Source organism: Erwinia papayae, assembly GCF_058241465.1.
The window spans coordinates 336,515-356,390 of the sequence record NZ_JBZCHT010000002.1 but is presented as its reverse complement, the minus strand read 5'-3'; the positions used below and the strand labels follow the sequence as shown (position 1 = coordinate 356,390).

Here is a 19,876-nt window from a genome sequence, read left to right as displayed (position 1 = left end):
TTTTTGTTTAAAGAGAAATTATTCCATGTCACGCAATCTTCTTTTCAGTTTTCTTTTAACGTCCGGCGTTATTGCTGCGGGCCAGGTTGAGGCTGCTTCTGCGCCAGCCGTTGAAGCTCGCCACGGAATGGTGGTCAGCTCACAGGCGATTGCTTCCCAGGTGGGGGTCGATATCCTCAAACAGGGTGGCAATGCCATCGATGCGGCAGTGGCAGTAGGCTATGCTCAGGCTGTGGTTAACCCCTGCTGCGGCAATATTGGTGGCGGTGGCTTTATGCTGATCCACCTTGCTGACGGCAAAGACACCTTTATTAACTTCCGTGAAACCGCGCCTGCCGCTGCGCGTGCCGATATGTATCTTGACCCGCAGGGTAAGGTGCGCTCTGACGCCAGCCTGCATGGTTATTCTGCGGTGGCCGTCCCCGGCACGGTGATGGGGCTGGATTACGCTCAGAGCCACTATGGCAAACTCAGCCGTCAGCAGGTTATGGCTCCGGCGATAAAACTGGCCCGCCAGGGCTTTATTCTGACACGAGCGGATACCGATATTCTGGATACTACCGTCAACCGGTTCCGCACGGATGCGCAGGCGGCGCGCTGGTTTCTGCGACCAGACGGTTCGCCACTTCAGCCGGGTGACAACCTGAAACAGCCTGAGCTGGCCAAAACCCTGAGCCATATCTCTCAATCCGGGACCGATTACTTTTACAAGCAGCCGATTCCCCAGCGCGTTGAGGCGGCTGCGGCGAAAGGCGGTGGCATTATTACCGCTGCGGACTTTGCCCGTTATCGTGTCACTGAAAGTGCACCTTTGCGGTGTCACTACCGGGGTTATGAATTTATCTCTTCCCCACCTCCCAGCTCTGGTGGCGTCGCGCTTTGTGAGATGGTGAATATCCTGTCTGGCTATGACATGCGTGCGCTGGGCTTTAATTCTGCCGACTCGGTTCATGTGATGACGGAAGCGATGCGTATCGCTTACTTTGATCGCAATAATTCACTGGGCGATCCTGAGTTTATCCACAACCCGCTGGATAAATTGCTCAGCACATCTTATGCAGATGAAATGCGGCGGGGTATTCATCCGACCGATGCGACGCCATCCCGACTACCTGAAAGCAAGCAGGTTAATGGTGAGCGTCCGGAAACCACCCACTATTCTGTGGTTGATGAACAGGGTAATGCCGTCTCCACCACCTATACCGTCAACGGGCGATTCGGTGCGGTGGTTATGGCACCGGGCACCGGCTTTTTCCTCAACGATGAAATGGATGATTTCACCACCAAAATTGGTGAGAAGAATATGTTCGGACTGGTACAGGGAGCAAACAATGCGATTGCCCCAGGCAAACGTCCCCTGTCGTCAATGGCACCGACCATTGTGACGCACAATAATGACGTGTTCCTGGTGCTGGGCTCGCCGGGCGGGTCGCGCATTATTACTGCATCATTGCAGGTGGCGCTGAATATCATCGATCACGGGATGTTGCCGCAGGAAGCGGTGGATGCGCCGAGGGTCCACCATCAGTGGCTACCGGATGAAGTCTATTATGAGCAGCGCGGGCTGTCGTTTGATACCTTAAAACTGCTGCGCCAGCGCGGTTATAAGATGACCGAGCAGACCCCGTGGGGAGCGACCGAACTGATTATGGTTACGCCAAAACTCAGCGAGGGTAAAAAAGCAGCCGACTCCGGTAATGATTCTGCCGTTTCTGGCAAATTGAGACCAGGCTGGCTGTACGGTGCCAATGACATCCGTCGTCCGGCAGGGGCCGCAGTGGGTTTTTAATCCCGCCGCCAGCCTGATTAAGCGTTTTACTGCCTGATAATTAAGTTACCCCGGACGCTGTTTTTTCAGTGTCCCGGGGGCTTTTCGTCCCGCCCGATCACGCCCGCGTTAACCCTGCCCACCACGTTATGACAGCGCCTGAGCACCCTGACGTTGCTGAACGGCCTGAGGTCTTGCCGTGCCTTTTTCAGCGAAAAAACATCTTTCCTGCATGGCGGTTATGCCACCGGGATCCCACCTGACCCGCGCAACCCAGCCCGTATCTTCAGTTCAGTAGCGTTGTCGATACTGTGGTAATGATTAATAAAAATAATTACTAACACACCAGGATTGTTCCGATAAGAAATTTACTAAGGAACTCATATCTGTCTTTAACCACCCACCACCCCAGATGATTTTATGATTACTATCAAATGATTATATTTATCATCTGTCAGGAGAACACTGCGCTAAGCCGCCAGTTTGCTGTTACCCGCTCAGCTGCTAAGGGGATTTTCAGCGGCGTGACGGTTTATGTATGTTAAGGAAAAGTGTTCAAAAAATTACATTACATTCAAGGTAGATCATGCAGTTTCAAAAAGAAGAGACCTCCTGTTTTTCAACAGATGAAAGCCCGGTAGAAGTTTATACGGAATGGGACCCACTCGAAGAGGTCATTGTCGGGATCATGGATGATATTCGTGTTCCGGATTGGGACACCGGCCTTAAAGCTATTATTCCTAAGGAAACCAGTGGTTTTTTCCGCGAGTACTCCGGGCAACGTTTCCCGGAAGAACTGGTCGTAAAAGCCAGGCAGGAAGTGAATACCCTTGCCGAAATCCTGCAGGCTGAGGGGATCAGGGTACGCCGCCCTGACGAGTCAAATCACCATCAGCCGATCGTCACCCCGCACTTTACCACCGGTGGAACCTTCTATTCCGCGATGCCGCGCGACTGCCTGTTTGCTATCGGAAAGAAAATCATTGAAGTGCCGATGTCATGGCGCAGCCGCTATTTCGAAACCTTCGCCTTTCGCAGCATCCTGAATGACTATTTCACCAGAGGAGCGGAGTGGATCTCTGCACCCAAGCCGATGTTGAAAGATGATGTCTGGCAAACAGAGTATGACTTCGACCAGGAAATTCCGTTTAATTCGATCATTACCGAAGTGGAGCCACTTTTTGACGCGGCCGACTTTATGAAAATGGGGCGGGACATTATTGGTCAGCGTAGTCATGTCACCAATAATAAAGGTATCGAGTGGCTGCGCAGAACGCTGGGGCCTGATTATCGCGTCCATATCTATGAGTTTGAAGAGCCAGGTCCGATGCATATCGATACGACAATACTGCCGTTGGCACCGGGCCGCGTATTAATTAATAAAGGCTGGGTACCGCAGATCCCTGACATTTTCAAAGACTGGGAAATATTGCATCCGCCTGCTTCTAATCTGCCGGACGACCATCCCTTATACATCACCTCAAAATGGATCCACGTGAATGTATTGATGTTGGATGAAAAAACCGTGGTGGTTGAGAAAGATGAAGAAGCACTGATTTCTGCCTTCCGCAAATGGGGTATCAGAACCATTCTTTGTCCGTTTAAACATTTCCAGACATTTGGTGGTTCATTCCACTGCGCGACGCTGGATGTGAAACGCAGCGGCAGTCTGAAGAGCTACATCTGACAGTTTTATTCCTGGCAGCCATTTTCCCGTATGCAATGGATAAAGAGCATTTGATCTCACGCAGGGCCATCTGGCCCTGCATTCCGGCATACAACGTTTTACACAATTAAAAGAAAAATAACAGGATGTCAAAATGCAACCCACTCAGACAGTACTGATTGTCTCCTCCGAGCTGGATGCGGCGAAAACGGTCGAGGCCGTTAAGGTCATGCACGGGCTGAAAACACACCATTTCATCTATCTGATAGAGGATTATCTTGGTGTGGCCACCGATGAAAAGGAGCGGCCTGAAAACTTTATTGTGCGTGACTTCGCCGCGCTGGCGGATATTAAGGCGGTACTGCACAACATCGATCGGCAATATGATGTCTCGCTGGTCATATCCTGCGATGAATTTGCGGTTTACGTGGCTGCCTTTGCCAATGATTTCTGGCAATTAACCGGAATAACCTGCGAGGAAGCAAGAAAATTTCGCGACAAAAAACGCATGAAAGAGCTGGCGCAGCAGGCTGGCATTGCCACCGCGCGGGAAATAACCCTTCAGGATATTGAAAAAGGGGATGTCGCCTTTCCGGTGATAGTCAAACCGCGTTCGTTGGCAGGCTCAATGGGCATAAAAATCGTTTCTGATGCCAGTCAGCTTGCCGATATAGATATTGACTGGTCGCCGGAATACCGCGATATGGACGAGCGGCAATACTTTATCGAGCAATATAATCCAAACACAATTTATCATATTGATTGTGTTGTGATTAATGGTCGTCTGTCATTTATTTCCGTCGGTGAATATTTAGGTAAGCCGATTAATTTTTTGCAGGAAAAGCCTGTCGGTGTGTTGTCCGTCTGTGATCATACCGTTGAGGATGTCTGGCGACCTTTTACCGAAAAAGTTCTTGCAGCTTTCGACGCGCCGGAGGGGGTTTACCACATCGAAGCTTTTGCTGATTCCGGTGCGGGGGTGGAATTACTCGAAATTGCCTGGCGTCCCGGCGGTGCGGCAATCGTGGAAATGGTCGAGATGGTTTACGGGCTGAATCTGAAACATATTCATCTGGCGGCGCAGCTGGGGCTTAACGATGGCCTTCTGGTGCAGCGCAGGGAAGAAGCCTTTGGTTATATGACTTTTCCAAAGAAACATCTTGCGACTCAGGCACTGTATGTTACCCGTGTCCACCTGCCGCCATTACAGCATATGGCAACGCTGAAGTTGTATAAGGTTCCCGTTGCCGGAGATATCGCCTCAGGAGAGTTCTATTGCTACAAAGATTCGCTGGGATCTTTTGTATTTTGTGGCGATCGCGAGCAGGTTTCGAAGGATGTGAATTATCTCAATGCACATTACCAGGTCCAGGTTGCGCCAGAGTATCAGCCTGAATATTGAGAATGGTCACTCACCGGCTGTGAAGAGCAGCCGGGGTTACAGCCAGCACAAGGTGTCACAGAATGAGTAACACAGAGATGCAGACCATCCTGATCGTTTCATCAGAACTGGATGTTGGTGAGGTGGTCACTGACATCATGGCAGCATATCCCGACCGGCCGTGGCGGTTTATCTATCTTCTTGAAGATTTGAAGAACCAGGCGGGAGACGATTTGCATCGCGAGGACGTCTTTATCGTCAGGGATTTTGCCCGCCATCACGATGTGGAAGAGGTGTTCAGCCAGATTGCTGAGTCATTTTCAGTCACTCGGGTGATTCCGAATGATGAATTTGCCGTATGGATTGCGGCCTGGGCCAACCATCGCTGGCAACTGCCAGGGCTGACCTTCGATATGGCGGCCCGCTTTCGCGATAAAAAGAGGATGAAGGAGATTGCCTGTCGCGCAGGCATTCTCACCGCACGGGAAATCAGCCCGCAGGCGATTAAACGTGGCGATGTGAGTTTCCCGCTGGTGATGAAACCTCGCTCGCTGGCAGGCTCCGTTGGGGTAAAAATTATCACGGATGCCGGGCAGCTCAGCGCAATCACCCTGGCCGAGGGTGATGACTATCGCGATATGGATGAGCAGCAATATTTTTTTGAGAGCTACAATCCCCAGCCGGTTTATCAGCTTGATGCGGTGATGCTGGAAGGGCGGCTGGCGCTTCTCTCTGCGGGAGAATATATCGGTAAACCCATCGACTACCTCGATGAGCATCCTCTGGGATTTTTTTCGGTGGCGGAGCGCGATCTGCGGCAGGTCTGGCGGCCTTTCACTGAGAAGGTATTAGCGGCTTTTGGCGGCCCGGACGGTGTTTATCATATTGAAGCCTTTGGTGATGGCGGGCAGGGCGCGGAATTACTTGAGATTGCATACCGGCCCGGCGGGGCGGCGACGGTAGAGATGATCGCTATTGCCTGGGGAGTGGATCTGCGTTTCACACACCTTGCTACGCAACTGGGGCTGGAAGTGGGGCGTCATTTTGCACCGCAGGGCGAGGCGTGGGGATATATGACCTTCCCTAAAAAGCATCTTGCCAGAGAGGCGCTGTATGTTTCCCGGCTGTCTGTCCCTTCCGTGGAGAGCATGCCGACGCTGAAGATGCAGCAGCTTCCTCAATTGGGAGAGGTGGCGTCAGGGGAGTTTTTCTGTCACAAGGATTGTCTTGGCTCGTTTGTCTTTTGCGGTGAGCGGGAAAGCGTGGCGCGGGATCTGAAACTTATCGTTGCCGATTACTGCGTTACGGTAAGCCCCGAGTGAGGGGCTTACCGTAGCTGCACAACTTTAAAGCTGCCCGGCGCTGCCGCACATGCGAATTTTTTCCCTCACTACCGCTTTCATCGCCCGTTTGCCGGGTTCCATATATTCGCGAGGATCACTGGAGCCCGGATTCTCATGGAAAAAGGCTTTCACCGCGTCAGAAAAGGCAATTTTCAGTTCGGTAGCCACGTTAACCTTACAGATCCCAAGCTCGACAGATTTTCTCAGCATCGCTTCCGGAATACCCGATGCGCCATGTAAAACCAGCGGGATAGCCACTTTATTGCGGATGCGAGCCAGACGCTCAAAATCAAGTTTTGGTTCACCACGATACAGACCATGAGCTGAGCCGATAGCGACGGCGAGCGAATCGATACCGGTACGACGGATATATTCATCCGCTTTATCAGGATCGGTGAAAAAACTGTCCTTTTCATCCACGACAATATCGTCTTCCTGCCCGCCAAGGCGTCCCAGCTCGGCCTCAACGCTGGCGTCATACCGATGACAGAGACGCACCACCCCTGCGACCTTCTCTATATTCTGCTCAAAGGCAAAGTGCGAGGCATCAATCATTACCGAGCGCACGCCAGCTCTGACCTTATTTTCGATGTCACTAAGATCTTCGTGGTGGTCAAGGTGTAGGGCAATCGGCAGATTATACTTCTGCGCCGCCTGCTGGCAGATGGCGACCAGATAATGGAGTCCGGCGTAATTGTAGGTGCCGGTAGTGCCAGCCATAATCACCGGTGACGCCATTTCTGCGGCGGTTTCAGCGATGACCTGCACGGTTTCAAGATTGTGCACGTTAAAGGCCGGAACGGCATAGCCTTGCTGCTGCGCCTTTATCAGCATGGCGCGATTTGAGACGAGATACATTATGCCTGTTCTCCTTTATCGACTGAAAAATCGAGCATGATCTTGCCGCTCATCGGTTTGCCCTGAAGTTCACTGACGGCACCAGCGTAGCGATCCGCGTTCCCCTGAACGGTAATCAGTGACGACAAATCAATCTGGCCCGCCTTGAACAGCTCAGTAGCCTGCTGCCATTCCACACCCGGCCACTCGCCGGAGTAATTCATCCAGCTGCCAAGCACCTGCAACTCTTTACGCAGAATCAGGCCGAACGTGCTGCTACTGAGAGTGAGGTCACGGTGCAGGGTGCCGATCAGACCCAATTGCGCGCGTGGGCCGGCAATCTGAATACTCAATTCGACCGTTTGTGGTGCACCCGCTGTTTCAAGGATCAACTGCCCGAAACGGCGGTTATCCATCGCCTGCCGGATATCTTCCGGGGGCATCTCCGCACTGTTAAACACGTAGTCGGCACCCAGACTTTTTGATAACGCCAGCCGCGCCGGGTTGATGTCTATTGCCGTCACCGAACGTGCCCCCAGCGCCCGTGCGCACTGCATGGCCAGAAGCCCGATGGTGCCGGCCCCCACAATAATGACTTCCTTATCACGACAACCACCCGCAAGCTCAATGGTGTGCAGGCTGACCGTCATGGGTTCAAAAAATGCGCCTTCAACGGGCGATGTACCGGACGGAAGACGGAACAGATTTTTGCGCGGCACCACGATGAACTCACGGTTGCCACCGTCACTGCGTGAGCCGATAAAACGGTAATGACGGCACTGCGACCAGAGCTGGCGAAGGCACTCATCACAGTCAAAACAGGGCTGCAACGGCACGCAGCAGACCAGATCGCCAACGTTCAGGTCACTAATGTCGGCACCGGTGTCCCTGACCCGGCCACAGAACTCATGACCGAGGGTAATTGGATAAAAATGCGCACCACCATGAAAAATACGCGGAATGTCAGAACCGCAAAGCCCGGAACAGATGACTTCAATCAGCGCCTCATCTGCGGCTGCAATTTGAGGCATCGGCTTTTCTTCAACCGTAACGCTGCCTCCGGCGTGTATCACGACAGATTTCATTGGGTTAACTCCGGAAAGACGGGGTGCCCCAGTTAGTTATTCAGGTAAATGGTTGTTTTCTGGCAGGTGATTGTTGGGGGCCGCTTCAGTTGCCTGACGGGCTCGTCGCCATGTCAGAGCCACGCCCGACAGATAAATCACGCCAATCACCATCAGTGCCGTGACGTTCTGCCAGGTCATAAGCTGGATAAGCAGCCAGGTGATCGGCGAGCCGCCCTGGTCCATTGAGGCAACCTGGCCACCTGCTTTAAGTGCCCCGGCGTTTGCAGCCAGCTGCGTATGCAGTCCGATGGTCTGGGTGGCAATCCACAGCGTCATGCCCATAATGACGATGCCTGAAATCAGCGTGCGGAACAGGTTCCCCTGATGCACTGCCACGGCCATTGCGACGAAGAACCCAATTGTTGCCAGGTCGCCAAACGGCAGCACGCGGTTGCCCGGCAGCACGACGGCAATCAAAATGGTCAGCGGGATGAAAATCAGGCTGGCAGATACCACCGAGGTGTGTCCCAGCAGCAGGGCAGGGTCAAGACCAATCAGGAATTCCTGTCCACCGAATTTTGCCTGCATACGCTTGCGGGCCTGTTTGGCAATCGGATTAAGGCCATCCATAATGGGCTTTATCACACGCGGCATCAGTAACATGACCGCTGCGGTTTTTACCGCCAGTTGCAACACGCCTTTTGCATCGTAGCCAGCCAGTAATCCAATCAGCAGGCCCATAATGAATCCCACGGTGACCGGCTCACCAAAAGCGCCAAAACGTTTCTGCACGTCGTCTGCGCTGAAATGTATACGCCTCAGGCCAGGGATTTTCCCGATGATCCAGTCAACCATAACGGCCACCGGCCCCATGTAAGCTGATGACCCATGCGGAACAGCAATCCCGTCCAGCTCAAAATAGTTTTTAGTATCGCGCGCAAACCAGTCACCCAGCTTGTAAGCGAATGCAGCATGCAAAACAACGCCCAGAATCCCCGCCCAGTATGAACCCGTCGCAAGGTGCAACATCGCGCCGGTAAAAGTCATATGCCAGATATTCCATATGTCCACGTTAACCACGCGGGTCATCCGGGTCACCAACATCAGAATATTGACCGCGATGGCAACAGGAATCGCAACCAGGGCAATCTGTGAAGCCCAGGTCATGGGTGAAGACCCCGGCCAGCCCACATCAACCACATCCAGACTGATGTCAAAATTTGTCGCCATGGCTTTGGCAGCCGGTCCAATAGAGTCCAGCATCAGCCCGATGACCAGCCCGATACCGACAAATCCGATACCAATAAACAGGCCTGATTTAAACGCATCTCCCACTTTCATTCCCAGGCAAACGGAGAAAATGATGACAACCATCGGCAGCATCACTGTCGGACCGAGGTCGAGGATGTAACGCATGATTTCAGTAAACATAGGCTTAACCCTGGAGAATAGTCAGAATCTTCTGGCGCAGGACATCAATACCCACCCCGGAGATAAAGGGCATGCCGTGTACCACCGGGATATCACCAAACTGACGGTCAACGCGGGCGGTGGTGCATATCAGGTCGACACCATCCATATAGGTTTCAATTTCATTAACACGACACTGCACCAGCTCGACTGAAATGCCGTTCTCCTCGCAGAGTTCTTTAATTTCCTCGGCGGCCATGGTTGAGGTAGCGACGGCACCGCCGCAGGCTACGATCACTTTACGTTTCATTGTTATTCTCCGTTTGCAGGGTCAGGGTGTTGTCATGCTGCCGGTGCGAAAAGCCGGCTATTAAAGACGTCAGCAATCTCTTCTTCAGGCGCGCTGAGCAGGCTTTCGATAAACTCAGGCTGTTGCAGCTGGCCAAACAGGCTACGCAGCAGATCCAGCTGCTGTTCCGGATGTGTCACCACCAGCGCAATAATCAGCTCGGCGTCAATCATGCCGTCATCGTCAGCCTGCTGAAATTTAACGGGCGATGCGGGGCGAATCAGACAGACGGCGGGTTCAATGGCGTGAGTGGCTTCACAGTGAGGAATGGCAACCGCGTGACCATCCAGCGCAATGCCTGTCGGAAAAGCGACTTCACGCGCCAACAGGGCTGCCGGATAAGAATCACGACAGATCCCGTCTTTCACCATCTTTTCCCCAATGTAGCGAAGTGCCTCGTCGGCACTGCCAAATTGCAGCCCGCAGGAGATGCTCAGGCGATAGTTATGCATGGCTTACCTCTTTTGTCGGGTTTATCTGTGGTTCACATCCAAAGGCGTAATCACGGAGCACGTCCTGGATTTTGTCGATGATAAGTGAATGCGGGTCCGGGCGCAGGGATCCACTCAGCACTCGCTGAAACTGTCTGGGAAGATACTGACTGAGTAGTCCGAGAGGAATATCGGTGATACTGAGGTTAGCCACCAGAGATTCAAATGCGCTGCTGATACGGCTGTTAGGCCAGTAATAACGAATACGATCGGACAGACTGTAGTGAATATCGACCAGCGACTGAGAAAAGGCCGGACGGTAATACTTTTTCCAGTAGCCGGGTTCATCAAGCATCACCTGATCGATTACTGCCAGAATCTGGCTCTGTTTTTCAGGTGCGACCAGCGCTTTTTCAATTTCAGCCAGAGCAAAGATCGCTTCACGCAGGGCAAAAGTGAGTGCCGGACCGACTTTCAGAATGGCAAAGTGATCTCTGACCAGTGCGCGATATGCACCGCGGGTCTGGTAATCCGTTGAATGCGCCTCATAGACCACCGGGGTGGATTCAATAAAGGTGCTGAGCTCACGGGCAGCTTCCGGCTGATAATGAATAACGCTGCTGTGGTCGAACTCCACGCCAGGCTGGACAACCAGCGCAATAATGCGCGCAATAGCCTCTTCCAGACCGGCTGCACGAAATGCCTGATAATGGACTTCCAGCGTGTGGGCCGCATCTTCCGGGCGGGTGACATGGACTTCATGAATGGCCGCTGCTTCACCGCCGGGCACCGGCACTTCGGTCCCAATGACATAGGTCAGCTGTGCTCTCTGCTCAGCAGTGGCGGTTTCTTCCGCTACGCGGCACAGCTCGGCTGCGCGTTCAGCGACAGTGGCGGGAGGAAGCGGAACCGGATCGCCTGCGCATGACATTGAGGTATCGAGATGTATTTTGCTGAAGCCTGCCTTCACATATTCCGCAATCAGTACCCGTGATTTCTCCATTGCGGTTTCTGCGTTTTCATTTTGCCAGCAGTTTGAACCGAGATGGTCGCCACCAAAGATAAGGCGGCTCTCAGGAAAGCCCACGCCCCTGGCGACAGACAGCACATAGCGATGAAACGCGTCGGGCTTCATGCCGGTATAGCCGCCGTACTGATTGACCTGGTTAGAGGTAGCTTCAATTAAAACCTGTCGCTCACTGTTAAGGTCCAGCCTGAGTGCGGCTTCAATGACCAGAGGATGAGCAGAACACACTGAACAGATACCGCAGTCCTGACCCGATTTATGTTGATCAATAATTTTCTTCATCACGCCCTCCGAATGTATGTAATAAACAATCGTTATTTTTCGTGATTAGTACAATTTCTTTCTTTTTGTTATGTGATCCTGATCTATTTATTTGCGTTATCTTTTTTATGTTTTCGTTTTGTTTCTTTCTTTGCTGTGTGATTCTGTCGATCGTTGTTTTTAAAAATGTCTTATAAAACATAATTATAAGCATATATTGCTCAGTGTCATCGATCGGGCGATGTTGGCCTGGTCACATTACGCTCATTATTGTTTTACTTTCTTATTCTTTCGTTTTAGGATTTGCAGATCCGCAACAGGAGTGTTTATGAACACCTTTGAACGAAGAAATAAAATAGTCGAAATGGTCAACAGTACGGGTAGCCAGCTGGTGAATGACATCTCGTCCAGCCTGGGGGTAACCGAAGTGACTGTACGTGCAGACCTGCGCCTTCTGGAAGAACGTGGATTACTCACGCGTTTTCACGGTGGAGCTGCCCGTGTCGAGTCACCCGCAGCTCACGAAACCGTTGCGGAAAATCCCGAAGTCAGCCTTAACGATCGCTACAAGCTTGCTGCCGACCCTAAAAGGCGCATTGCCACAGAGGCGGCAAAGCTGGTGAAAGAGGGAGACACGGTGATTCTGGACAGCGGCAGCACCACTAAACTGCTGGCGGAAGAGTTGGTCGCCACAAAGAATATTACGGTTATCACCAACAGCCTGCCCGCCGCCGCTATCCTCGCTGAAAACAGAGATATCACATTAGTGGTGTGCGGCGGGACCGTCAGGCACAAAACGGTGTCCCTGCATGGCAGCATTGCTGAGCAGGCTCTGCGTGGGGTATCAGCCAGTCTGATGTTCGTTGGCGCCGACGGGCTTGATGCTGAAAACGGCATCACCACTTTTAACGAAGGCTATGCCATAAGCGGTGTGATGGCATCGGCGGCAAAGCAGGTGATTGTGGTCACAGATTCGACAAAGTTTGGCCGAAAAGGGTTCAATCAGGTTCTGGCGCTGGAAAAAATCGACACCGTTATCACTGATAACCGTGCACCAGAAGAGATGCTTGTCGCCCTTAAAGCGAAGGGTAAAAAAATTATCCTGGCGTAAGGGGCTTTCAGTGATAAAAAAGGTAGATATAAATTCAGGCGTTGAAAAGTGCTCACCTTGCCTGGCGGGTGAGCGCGGGAAATGAATGTGTACCCTGAAAATTCCATCGCTAAACACATCTGTGAGTTGCTTAAAATATCTCATTGCTTAATTGCAATATGTATTTTTATTATCCCTCTGCAACACAAGATACACAGCGTGAGATTTCTTTTTTCAAATAAATAAAAGGCTATGGTGATTTATTTCTGGCTGAAAAGAAATATCAAAAAATATCCCCTGAGAGCTTTTATTGCAATGGGTTAATTATATCGCGTGCTCAAGGTTTTATTTTTTTCAATGCTGCATTGAGGGAAGTTCATCCATCTGTGATTAATAATCTTGTATGGTTAAAACCTGAATAATTAATTTATGCGCTTAATTTTCTCCGGAGGAAATATGTCTGAAACTCGTCAACTTGCACTCATCACCGGCGCATCATCAGGAATTGGTTATGAACTCGCCAGACAGTTTGCCATAAATGGATTCGACGTTGCTATTTCAGGGTCAGGCAATAGAATTTTCGATGCGGCTAAAGCAATAAGCCTGCTGGGCGTCGAAGCTTATCCTTATCAGGCCGACGCCGCGACTTACGAAGGCGTTGAGAACTTCTGGCAATTTACAATTGGTCTGAAAAGACCTGTTAATGTCGCGGTATTGAATGTCGGCGTGGCAATTGGTGGTGCATTCAAAGATAACAGTCTGGAAGATGAATTCAGAGTGCTGGACATAAATATACGGGGCACCGTGCATATGGCGAAAAGAGTCGTTCAGCATATGGTTCCTGATGGTAATGGTAAAATTCTGGTGGTTTCATCCGTTTCCGCCACTCTTCCTACACCCTTTGAAACGGTATATGGTCCTTCTAAAGCTTTTGGTTTTTCATTTGCTGAATCCCTGCGGGAAGAACTTAAAGATTCAGGTATTACCGTTACAGCTCTTCTCCCCGGGGCGACTGACAGCGAGTTTCACGCAAACGCCGGAATGGGCAAAACCCGGATAGGGTTGTCTCCTAAAAATGATAAGACTCTGGTTGCACTACAAGGTTACACGGCTCTTATGAATAATATCGACCATGTCGTTGGTGGAGATGAAAAAACAGTGCAACAGGTGCAGGAAAATCGTATCACGCCCGAAACAGTTAAGGCTGCGCGTCACGCAGAATTGACCCGGCCAGTTGATTAACTTCGTCAGCACAGGAGTGCAGGATGACAGCCAATACAGATGGGCAGTGGTATTACACACCGGGGATGGTGTTATGCCCGAGACGAACCGATCCTCCCAATTCGTCTGTTTAATTTAACGGTGATGGACAATGATATGCCTGTAAGACCTGTAGCAAAGTTATCAAGGGGTGATCTTGCCGATTTGAATGCATTTCGGACTGTTGAAAGATTACGGAGCTTCACTCTGGCGGCCGTTGAGCTCGGCATTACCACCTCAGCCCTTAGCCACTCGGTGAGAAATCTTGAGGCCAGGCTTGGTGTGAGGTTGCTGAATCGAACAAGTCGAATGGTAGCCCCTACGGAAGCTGGCACCAGTCTGGCGAAACGCCTTGAGATTGGTTTCAATGAAATAGGTGGTGCGTTGGATGAGATCAACCGGATGCGCGATCGTCCCGTGGGACGTCTCAGAATCAACGTGTTGAGTGATGGTGCCAGACTGCTCTTTGCCCGTCTGCTGCCCATCTATCTGGAAAAATATCCTGAAGTTGAAGTCGAAATTGCCGTCGACGATAAAATGGTGGATATCGTATCCGGTGGCTTTGACGCTGGGGTCAGATTCGGCGGGACTGTGCCGGAGGACTTTGTTGCTGTAAGGCTGGGACCGGAACTCCGATGGGTTGCCGTCGCCTCACCGCGCTATCTTTATCAGAAAAAGGCTCCTGTTATTCCTGAAGATCTGCAATGTCATTCCTGCATTCAGATCCGCACTGGTCAGGGTGTTATTTATCGATGGGATTTTGCTAAAGGTGACGAGCATCGTGTGGTTGATGTGCCCGGACAGGTTTGCGTTAACGAGACAACGCTGGGTATTGAACTGGCATTGAGGGATGTCGGTATTACATATTGTCTTGAAGAACGAGTTGCTGATTATATAAAGCGAGGGGAACTGATTATCGTCCTTCCTGACTGGTCACCGGTTGAACCTGCCATGCACATTTACTATCCAGGACACCGACAGATACCCCAGGGGCTTAAAGAGCTGACAGAGGTTCTGCGTTCGGCATATCTTGATCGGCTGTGAATAGCTACGTGGGATGCTGATAAATTACGCTTGCAGGATTTTCAATGTCCAGAGAGTATGCCGAAAAGTCAGCCCACTGGCGTATCACGAACCTTTGTCGGTAGCGATGGTCTGTGGGTGTTCACCGTTGCCAGTAACCTGTAAAGATTCAGACAGACTACTGGCATGGTATGTTTTTCACGACCTTTCGGGTTCCGGCGTCAGATACAGATTATTTGCAGGTGTTATCAACAGCTGCAGGCTACCGGCGTTCCCTCTCTGCCTTCACTCCCTTCAGTGCTGTAACCATCGCGCTTCCACCAGTCCAGACCGCCCAGCAGCTCTTTTACTTGATAGCCCAGGGTCAATAATTTGAGCGCGGTTTTGGTCGAGGCATTACAGCCGATACCATCGCAATAACAGATATACACTTTCGATTTATCCAGCCCGGCGGTGGTGTTAAAACACATTTCCTTGTGTGGAAGATTAATGGCACCGGGAATGTGTTCACGCAGATAAGCCTCTTTTGCGCGTCCGTCCACGATTACCACGTTTTCGCCATTTTTCATCGCCAGGTAGAGATCCCATGAGTCTGTTTCGTAAGCGAGTTTCTTTTGGTAATAGGCTAATTGTTCAATCGCAGACATAATATCCTCATTTTTTATAAGTATTTTCGTCAAGAATCAGTAACGCTGCGGCCACAATAACACGATGGCTCTGCTTCGCCAGCATACTGGCTGCCATGAATCCTGACTCACTCTGGCAGTCAGGCATTTAGCGTGGCTTTTGATGGGAAATATGTGTCAGTTTTTCGTGCCTGATACCTGATTCAGATACTGAGTATCAGCCACAGACAACTGACCGGAACGGCTATCACAGCAATGCGACTAAAGTTCATGTTAAGGATTGCTCCAGGCTGCTGTTGAGGCTTGCGGTGGTGTTGATGTCCTGATTAATCATGCCGGGTTAATGCAGCAATGATTATACGAAAGCCTGAAGGCTAATGAGTGGGATAATATGATTGATACTATCATCAAAAGGAGTTTTTACGGCCTTGCCAGGCAGATTCAGCAGTTACCTGATGTATTTCGGATAATGAAGCCATTGAGGTGATAAACACAGCATATAAAAACACTGTTTTTTAGATCACAGAAATTCATCAGCTTTGTGCGAATCAATTTTTTCCGTAATGAGCGTCAGCCCTTTTTTACAATGAAGTCGTGATTGCATCAAATTTGAATTGGGTTTTGATAATCTTCGAAGGCAAATATGACGCTTCTGCTCACTGAAGCATAATAAGCACGGCGGAAGATTACTCAAAGCGGATTGGTTGTTTTAAAGGGATACTTACATAACGTTCGGGTAAGCGCGAAACGTCAGCTTTTACTCTTTGCCGTCAAAGCGGTACTTGAGTTGCCAGAGCTTAGGGCTGATGGATTTAATCAGCACAGCAGGTACAACCTTTGTGCGTCGCTGAGTTTTTAAGGTTTGTCGTTGCGTCTGGCATTACAGACGGTGGTGTCGGTGAGAGGCATGGCGGGGAGCTTCAGGGTTTGCAGAACCAACAGGCCAACCAAAACTCTGAATGCAAAAAAACCTGATGGAACTTTTCAGTACCATCAGGTTTTTTTACTTGCTGATTTTTAACGTTTCAGGACGTACAGGGACATCATGAAACTAAATAGTGTTGCCGGACTCGGAATCATTTAGCTTTCTATTTGTTTGAAATTTAACATAAATTTTAACCGTGTCTGTTGTCAAGACCCGTGAAGTGACCCGTATTTTTATAAACAGATTAGAATGATGGGTCACAAATGATAAAAAATTCCCGGTCTGTTCCTTTGGTTCGCTTCCCTGTGATATCGATAAATCGTAATGACATTAGCGTTACGGTTGCTGTATGATTAATGTCCAGATAGTAGGCCGGAGGATAACATCATGCCAGCGACGAACAGCGTTTCTGTTAAACGCGAAACATTGAATTTACGCATCAAACCCGCCGAACGCGACCTTATCGATCGCGCAGCAAAGGCCAGAGGGAAAAACCGTACTGACTTTGTGTTAGAGGCAGCCCGTGCTGCCGCAGAAGAAGCACTGATTGAGCAACGTATTATCATGGCCGATCCTGATGCTTATCAGGAATTCTTCGCCCGCTTGGATCAGATTCCTTCGCCGAATGCCGCACTGCGCAAAACCATGCAAACACCTGCTCCCTGGGAGCAGAAAAAATGATCTCCGCCCCTGAGCCACTACACGTCCAACATATACTTTCCTCATTCTGTTGCGGCGTGGAGTCTATGGATAACTGGCTACAACAGCGGGCGATGAAAAATCAGGTGACTGGTGCATCACGAACTTTCGTCAGTTGCGATGACTCAAAAGTGCTGGCGTATTACTCATTAGCCTCCAGTGCTGTAGCAACGAATGTCGCTCCAGGACGCTTTCGCCGCAATATGCCTGAGCCGATCCCAGTAGTGGTACTGGGCCGTCTGGCGGTGGATAAATCATTACATGGTCAGGGAGTTGGCCGTGCTTTGATACGTGATGCAGGGCTGCGGGTGATTCAGGTGGCGGATACTATCGGCATTCGCGGGATGCTGGTTCATGCGCTGTCTGATGAAGCGCGAGATTTTTATCTGCGGGTGGGGTTTGAGCCGTCACCAATGGATCCGATGATGTTGATGGTGACGTTGGGGGACTTGGTGGGGAGTTTATCAATTTGAAATTGATGTTGTGAAGGTGAATATCAAAAAATGAATGGTGAGGTTTGGCGGGATGTTTACACTTTTAGCGGCAGGACACTGGAACGGCATTATTGTTGTAGTCTAAACAACCAGCCAGTTGGACTGACCCCAGCCCGGTAGACGATCCTGCCCTATAGTTTGAGCATAGGAGGAGCGTATGGGTATACCACGATTTACACCTGAATTTAAGGAAGAAGCCGTCCGTCAGATAATGGAGCGCGGTTATTCCGTTGCCGAAGTATCCGACCGTCTGGGCGTTTCTGCGCACAGCCTCTACAAGTGGCTACGGGCTATGAAGCCTGATAACAGCGAACAGCATGCCCGGGATTTACTGGAAGCCAAAAGTGAGATCCTGAAGCTCAGGGCACAGCTGAAGCGCACTGAGGAAGAACGGGACATTCTGAAAAAGGCCGCGCGGTACTTTGCAAGGGAGCCCGACTGAAGTACCGCTTTATCAATGAGCACCGCACTGTATGGGGTGTCATGACGATGTGTCGGGTGTTGTGCGTTGCCCGGGCTGGGTTTTATGCGTGGCTGCATAATCCGGTCTCTGCGCGGGATAAAGATAACCAGCGTCTGCTGACGCTCATCCGCGATTCATATTACCTGAGCGGTGGCGTATATGGCTATCGTCGGGTTCATGGCGATCTGAATGAAATTGGTGAAACCTGCGGCAAAAACCGGGTGGGTCGTATTATGCAACTGAACCGGATTAAAGCCGTACGCGGCTATAAAGCGCCGCGTCGTATCGCTGGCCGACCCTCAGTGGTTGCCCCTAATCGCGTGCAGCGGCAGTTTACTGTTGTCCGGGCCAATCAGGTCTGGGTCACTGATATTACTTATATCCGCACCTGGCAGGGCTGGCTGTATCTGGCGGTGGTTATCGATCTCTTCGCCCGTAATGTGGTGGGCTGGTCGATGAAGCCCACACTCTCACGTGAACTGGCGCTGGACGCTCTGATGATGGCCGTGTGGCGGCGAAAGCCCGATAGCGAGGTCATCGTACATTCGGATCAGGGAAGTCAGTACGGCAGCGACGACTGGCCGCGTTTCTGCCGGGCCAATAATCTGGCACCGAGTATGAGCCGTCGTGGCAACAGCTGGGATAATGCGGTGGCCGAATCGTTCTTCAGTTCGCTGAAAAAAGAACGGATCAGAAAACGTATCTATAAAACCCGGGATCTGGCCCGGGCGGATATCTTCGATTACATTGAAGTGTTCTACAACAGGGCCCGGCGCCACAGTCACCTCAGCGGCGTCAGTCCAGAGGCCTTCGAACAGGCCTCATCGTGAGGACAGAATCTGTCTACTGTCGTGGGGGCAGTCCATCATGAGGCATAACAATGGATGTATTCAAAATTTCCCTTGATACACAGCAGGTTCACAAGATTACCCAGGAGAACTTTGATCAGGTTACGAAAAAGCAGGCTCCCTGGTATCAGCCAATTAATGGTCACCAGGGATGGTTTGCGGTTTGCCCGGCTTGTGACAACCCGATCCAGATTATCGGAATGCTTGAGCGTGATGCGCCGTATGGGAAGCACTTCTTCCCGACTGCCGGTGCCGTGGCTGTACCGTTGAAAGGTCGTGTTGATAAGGAAGAATATGAGTGGTGCCCATATGCCAGCAAGAATAAGCATCTAACGAAAGATGATCGGCGAGCGGCGGGTAGTGAACTTGCTGTATTGATAAAACAAACCTTAATTGAGCAATTTGACCGGGTTATTTACCTGTTAGAAAAGGGAACTGGAATGAGGATTTCATTTGCCCTGGCGAAACAGATGCTTGAAGAATACCGTGCGGCTGAAGGCTGGCGCTACAGGGGAGCAACACGGCAGAATATACCCTGGGTATTTGCATACATGATGCAGGCTAAGCGGTTGAGAGGACGGATATTTTTCGATGCAAAATTTATCGAAGAACTCTTAACCAGACGATCAGATTTAACCTGGAATGCCAATGGGCAAATTGACATTAAGGACGATAAAAAATTCTGCGGTTTGAGTTTTAGTTTCATCAGACATCGTCGCCATGTTGATCAACATACGTTGTCTGAAAGTATTGAGTTCAATATTGCGAACTCAAAACAGGAAACGGTATGCAAAAGGGAAATTATTTTTGAACACGACTATTTCCTGAAACTGATAAACAGTAAAAATGAAGCTAACAGGAAAATGAACCTTGTTGATCTTGCCAGAAGCGTGCTGGCCTGACAGGTT

Annotated in this window: 18 protein-coding genes; 11 read left to right on the top strand and 7 right to left on the bottom strand. The window is 50.6% G+C overall.

The window, feature by feature from the left end; genetic code table 11:
• Positions 1-25: 25 nt before the first annotated feature.
• From ggt to AC3RPL_RS01630, 4 genes are all read left to right on the top strand, one after another.
• On the top strand, positions 26-1,789 hold the full coding sequence (ggt, locus tag AC3RPL_RS01645) for a gamma-glutamyltransferase (protein ID WP_490738733.1): 1,764 nt from the start codon (positions 26-28) through the stop codon (positions 1,787-1,789).
• 565 nt (positions 1,790-2,354) lie between these two features.
• Positions 2,355-3,455 (top strand): amidinotransferase, encoded by a 1,101-nt coding sequence (locus tag AC3RPL_RS01640; protein ID WP_490738732.1) that lies wholly within the window; start codon positions 2,355-2,357, stop codon positions 3,453-3,455.
• Positions 3,456-3,588: 133 nt separating this feature from the next.
• A complete protein-coding gene (locus AC3RPL_RS01635) occupies positions 3,589-4,836 on the top strand; it encodes an ATP-grasp domain-containing protein (RefSeq protein WP_034934377.1) in 1,248 nt (415 codons plus the stop codon).
• 62 nt (positions 4,837-4,898) lie between these two features.
• Positions 4,899-6,137: an ATP-grasp domain-containing protein gene (locus AC3RPL_RS01630; RefSeq protein WP_490738731.1), complete on the top strand. Its 1,239-nt coding sequence runs from the start codon at positions 4,899-4,901 to the stop codon at positions 6,135-6,137.
• Between the two features lie 24 nt (positions 6,138-6,161).
• On the opposite strand, the gene AC3RPL_RS01625 is transcribed toward AC3RPL_RS01630, so the two are convergent.
• The 6 genes from AC3RPL_RS01625 to gatZ are packed head-to-tail and all read right to left on the bottom strand — an operon-like array spanning position 6,162 to position 11,561.
• Positions 6,162-7,016 (bottom strand): tagatose bisphosphate family class II aldolase, encoded by an 855-nt coding sequence (locus AC3RPL_RS01625; RefSeq protein ID WP_490738730.1) that lies wholly within the window; start codon positions 7,014-7,016, stop codon positions 6,162-6,164.
• Positions 7,016-8,080 (bottom strand): zinc-binding dehydrogenase, encoded by a 1,065-nt coding sequence (locus tag AC3RPL_RS01620; protein WP_490738729.1) that lies wholly within the window; start codon positions 8,078-8,080, stop codon positions 7,016-7,018. Before AC3RPL_RS01620 ends, AC3RPL_RS01625 begins: the two co-directional genes overlap by 1 nt.
• Before the next feature lie 36 nt (positions 8,081-8,116).
• On the bottom strand, positions 8,117-9,493 hold the full coding sequence (locus tag AC3RPL_RS01615) for a PTS galactitol transporter subunit IIC (protein ID WP_490738728.1): 1,377 nt from the start codon (positions 9,491-9,493) through the stop codon (positions 8,117-8,119).
• 4 nt (positions 9,494-9,497) lie between these two features.
• Positions 9,498-9,782, bottom strand: a complete 285-nt coding sequence (gene gatB, locus AC3RPL_RS01610) for a PTS galactitol transporter subunit IIB (RefSeq protein WP_034934387.1) — start codon at positions 9,780-9,782, stop codon at positions 9,498-9,500.
• Between the two features lie 32 nt (positions 9,783-9,814).
• Positions 9,815-10,273, bottom strand: coding sequence for a PTS galactitol transporter subunit IIA (gatA, locus tag AC3RPL_RS01605; RefSeq protein ID WP_034934389.1), 459 nt, complete (start codon positions 10,271-10,273; stop codon positions 9,815-9,817).
• Positions 10,266-11,561 carry a tagatose-bisphosphate aldolase subunit GatZ gene (gene gatZ, locus AC3RPL_RS01600; RefSeq protein ID WP_490738727.1) on the bottom strand — a complete coding sequence of 432 codons (1,296 nt, stop codon included), beginning with the start codon at positions 11,559-11,561 and terminating at the stop codon, positions 10,266-10,268. Before gatZ ends, gatA begins: the two co-directional genes overlap by 8 nt.
• Before the next feature lie 307 nt (positions 11,562-11,868).
• On the opposite strand from gatZ, the gene AC3RPL_RS01595 reads away from it, so the two are divergent.
• The 3 genes from AC3RPL_RS01595 (at position 11,869) to AC3RPL_RS01585 (ending at position 14,934) form a co-directional block, all read left to right on the top strand.
• Complete coding sequence (locus tag AC3RPL_RS01595) at positions 11,869-12,651, top strand: DeoR/GlpR family DNA-binding transcription regulator (RefSeq protein WP_034934392.1); 783 nt, start codon at positions 11,869-11,871, stop codon at positions 12,649-12,651.
• A gap of 435 nt (positions 12,652-13,086) precedes the next feature.
• Complete coding sequence (locus AC3RPL_RS01590) at positions 13,087-13,872, top strand: SDR family NAD(P)-dependent oxidoreductase (RefSeq protein WP_490738726.1); 786 nt, start codon at positions 13,087-13,089, stop codon at positions 13,870-13,872.
• 39 nt (positions 13,873-13,911) lie between these two features.
• Positions 13,912-14,934 (top strand): LysR family transcriptional regulator, encoded by a 1,023-nt coding sequence (locus tag AC3RPL_RS01585; RefSeq protein WP_490738725.1) that lies wholly within the window; start codon positions 13,912-13,914, stop codon positions 14,932-14,934.
• A 227-nt stretch (positions 14,935-15,161) separates the two neighbouring features.
• On the opposite strand, the gene AC3RPL_RS01580 is transcribed toward AC3RPL_RS01585, so the two are convergent.
• Positions 15,162-15,560, bottom strand: coding sequence for a rhodanese-like domain-containing protein (locus AC3RPL_RS01580; protein ID WP_490738724.1), 399 nt, complete (start codon positions 15,558-15,560; stop codon positions 15,162-15,164).
• Positions 15,561-16,851: 1,291 nt separating this feature from the next.
• On the opposite strand from AC3RPL_RS01580, the gene AC3RPL_RS01575 reads away from it, so the two are divergent.
• The 4 genes from AC3RPL_RS01575 to AC3RPL_RS01560 all read left to right on the top strand — a co-directional run bounded on the left by AC3RPL_RS01575 (position 16,852) and on the right by AC3RPL_RS01560 (position 19,870).
• Positions 16,852-17,145: a type II toxin-antitoxin system TacA family antitoxin gene (locus tag AC3RPL_RS01575; protein WP_490738723.1), complete on the top strand. Its 294-nt coding sequence runs from the start codon at positions 16,852-16,854 to the stop codon at positions 17,143-17,145.
• Positions 17,142-17,636 (top strand): GNAT family N-acetyltransferase, encoded by a 495-nt coding sequence (locus AC3RPL_RS01570; RefSeq protein WP_490738722.1) that lies wholly within the window; start codon positions 17,142-17,144, stop codon positions 17,634-17,636. The genes AC3RPL_RS01575 and AC3RPL_RS01570 overlap by 4 nt, the downstream gene beginning before the upstream one ends.
• Before the next feature lie 178 nt (positions 17,637-17,814).
• A protein-coding gene (locus AC3RPL_RS01565) for an IS3 family transposase (protein WP_490738721.1) occupies positions 17,815-18,950 on the top strand; the annotation gives its coding sequence in 2 pieces (ribosomal slippage) (positions 17,815-18,061 and positions 18,061-18,950; 1,137 coding nt in all).
• A gap of 50 nt (positions 18,951-19,000) precedes the next feature.
• On the top strand, positions 19,001-19,870 hold the full coding sequence (locus tag AC3RPL_RS01560) for a hypothetical protein (RefSeq protein ID WP_490738720.1): 870 nt from the start codon (positions 19,001-19,003) through the stop codon (positions 19,868-19,870).
• Positions 19,871-19,876 lie beyond the last annotated feature (6 nt).